This is a genomic window from uncultured Campylobacter sp. (assembly GCF_938018145.1).
Taxonomy (GTDB): Bacteria; Campylobacterota; Campylobacteria; order Campylobacterales; family Campylobacteraceae; genus Campylobacter_A.
This window is the reverse complement of record NZ_CALIII010000095.1, coordinates 1-2,476: the sequence shown is the minus strand read 5'-3', so window position 1 is coordinate 2,476 and position 2,476 is coordinate 1. Positions and strand designations below refer to the sequence as shown.

General features: G+C 44.5%; 3 protein-coding genes. 2 read left to right on the top strand and 1 reads right to left on the bottom strand.

Going from position 1 to position 2,476, the window contains the following annotated elements; all coding sequences use genetic code 11:
- Positions 1–283: 283 nt before the first annotated feature.
- Positions 284–1,126 (bottom strand): substrate-binding domain-containing protein, encoded by an 843-nt coding sequence (locus Q0338_RS02065; RefSeq protein WP_298085311.1) that lies wholly within the window; start codon positions 1,124–1,126, stop codon positions 284–286.
- 173 nt (positions 1,127–1,299) lie between these two features.
- On the opposite strand from Q0338_RS02065, the gene Q0338_RS02060 reads away from it, so the two are divergent.
- Together Q0338_RS02060 and Q0338_RS02055 are read left to right on the top strand one after the other, a co-directional pair.
- Complete coding sequence (locus tag Q0338_RS02060; RefSeq protein ID WP_298085310.1) at positions 1,300–1,953, top strand: thiol:disulfide interchange protein DsbA/DsbL; 654 nt, start codon at positions 1,300–1,302, stop codon at positions 1,951–1,953.
- Positions 1,953–2,474, top strand: a complete 522-nt coding sequence (locus Q0338_RS02055) for a hypothetical protein (protein WP_298085309.1) — start codon at positions 1,953–1,955, stop codon at positions 2,472–2,474. The genes Q0338_RS02060 and Q0338_RS02055 overlap by 1 nt, the downstream gene beginning before the upstream one ends.
- Positions 2,475–2,476: the final 2 nt, after the last annotated feature.

Below are 2,476 nucleotides of genomic sequence, written 5' to 3'. Positions count from 1 at the left end.
GTCTAGAGACGATGTGGCATACCGCGCGATGGTGATCGATCCGAATATCTTTGAATATTAAATTTAACCTTTCTGGTTTAGTTTTTCTAGCCGCCGCCAAAACTAGCCGCGCGGCTGGATTTTCGCAGCGAGGTTAAATTTACTGCGATCGCCGGAGTTAAATTTAAAATTTACGCGGCGGGTTGGATTTGAAATTTAACCCGCTTGCTTAAATTTTACCCACCGCGTCGTTGAAATTCGGCTTATCAAAATTTGCCGAATTTTATCTTTTAAGACCTAAATTCTACTCGCTTATAAAATATTTCTGAGCATAAGCGGCGTCGTTGTAAAGTCCTTCTCCGTATCTGTCTTTACCGTAATTTTTAATGATCTCTTGCCCTGCGCTTGAAGCTACGAAATTTATAAAATCTTTCGATTTCTTGCTTTCGGTAGTATCGCTATCGTTTTGTCTTAGGGCACAATACGTATTTATTAGATATTTATCGCCGCGAAATAGAATTTCGCTGGATTTTATATCCTTTTTCGCCACGACCCAAGTACTGCTATCGCTCATAAAATATGCTCCGTTTTTATCGGCTTTTAAAAGAGTCGCTAACATAAAATCTTTATTTGCCTCGTACCACTGGCCTTGCGGAGTGATATTTGCCATTTTCCAGATACTAAGCTCTTTTTTATGAGTTCCGGAGTTGTCCGCTCTGGTGTAAAAAAGGCTTTGAGATTTGGCTATATCGGTATAGGCTTCTGTTACGTTTTGGGCGGTTTTTATCTTTGCGGGATCGCTTTTAGGCCCTACTATAAAAAACTCGTTTGATCCGATCAATGTCCTTTGCGTAGCCCAGCCCTCTTTTACGGCGCTTATTTCCGCCTTTGGAGCGTGAACCATAGCGATATCTATCTTTTTATTTTTCAAAAGTTCGAGAGTCTGACCGCTTCCTGCTTTTATCCAGCAAATTTTGGTGTCGTTTGCCTTGCTAAATTCATTAGATAGAACTTCGAGCAGCCCAAGCTCTCCCGGACTTCCCGTAGCAAGCTTTAGCTCTGTTTTTCCATCTCCATACACTGCGGTGCACTCACTCGCCATCAAACTGGCGCACAGCAAAATCGCGATACAAATAGATTTTTTCATATACACTCCTTGTTTTGAAATGTAAAATTTCGGGCATTATACAACTAAAGAATCAATGCTTTTGCTTAAATTTAAAATGGTTAAAGAAGCAAAAAAGCGTTCATTGCCTAGATTTTATTTCAAATTTACCCTTTATTTTATACAATCTTTAAAAATTACCGCAAAGGAATTTGATGAAAATGCTTTCTAAATTTATACGAATTTTGGCTACCGTTTGCTTGCTTAGCATCGGTGCAAACGCGCTAGAGGAGGGCACGGACTATCAGACGCTAGAAAAGCCTCTAAGCGTGCCTAAAGATAGCGTAGTAAAGGTCTTTAGCTACGAGTGCGTCCACTGCTACAAATTTGACCGAAGCGTCACGCCAAAGCTATTTAGCGAGCTAGACGGAGTCAAATTTATCCCGTACCACTTAAAAACCAAAGGCAAGCTCGGCGAAACGGCGAGCAAAATTTTTGCCGCGATGATCGTTTTGGACGAGGCTAGCGACGTTAGTTTGCTTAGCGACAAGTCCAAATTTAAAAAAGCCAAATTTGCGATCTACAAGGCCACTCACGACAAGGACGATGATTTTAACGGCGGCAAAGACAAGGCGAGATTTATCCAGACGGCTCTTAGCGCGGCGGGCGTGAGCGACGCAGACTATGACAAGGCGCTAGCCAGCGAGCGCGCTCAAGAGATCCTAAAAACATGGGACGATAGCTACGACGTGGCGAAGATCCAGGGCGTGCCTGCGTACGTGGTCGGCGGCAAGTATCTGATAAACGTGAAGGCGATCGGCTCGGTAGACGCGATGGCGGCGGCAGTGAAGGAGCTGCTAGCAAAATAATGGACTACAATATCGAAAATAAGGGCTTTGTCTGCTTTGTGTATAACTTGCAGCGAAGGCGGGCGTTTTGGGCGGCGTTGCTCGCGGTTTTGGCGGTCAAATTTATCTTGTGCGAGCTGTTTTTGGGCGGCGCGGTTGCGGACGCGCTCGTGGTGAAGCTGCGCTTTGCGACGCTGTTTGCGGCGTTTGGCGTGTGCGTGGCGATGTGCGCGCCTAAGGTATTTGGCGTCAAGCTCGCGGGATTTTTCCTGATTTTTTTGGGCGTGATATTTGGGCTTGATTACTCTACGAGCGATTTTAGCGGCGTTAGCGAGATTAGCTTTCCTTTTGCGCTACCGCTAAATGAAATTTGCCCGAGCCTTTTTGCGCCTGATTTGAGCGCGGCAAACGAAGCGGGATTTATCAAAATTTACGCGTGGGCGAATTTTGCGTTTTTTGCGGTGTTTGGGGCGTTTTGTTTGGTTATGATTTTGAGCTGGTTTGTGTATAATGCGCGCAGTAGCGAAATCAATCAAATTTAAAT

Excerpts from the sequence above, each read along its gene's own strand:
- Q0338_RS02060 (WP_298085310.1), top strand. The coding sequence starts at position 1,300 with ATGAAAATGCTTTCTAAATTTATACGAATTTTGGCTACCGTTTGCTTG.
- Q0338_RS02065 (WP_298085311.1), bottom strand. The coding sequence starts at position 1,126 with ATGAAAAAATCTATTTGTATCGCGATTTTGCTGTGCGCCAGTTTGATG.
- Q0338_RS02055 (WP_298085309.1), top strand. The coding sequence starts at position 1,953 with ATGGACTACAATATCGAAAATAAGGGCTTTGTCTGCTTTGTGTATAAC.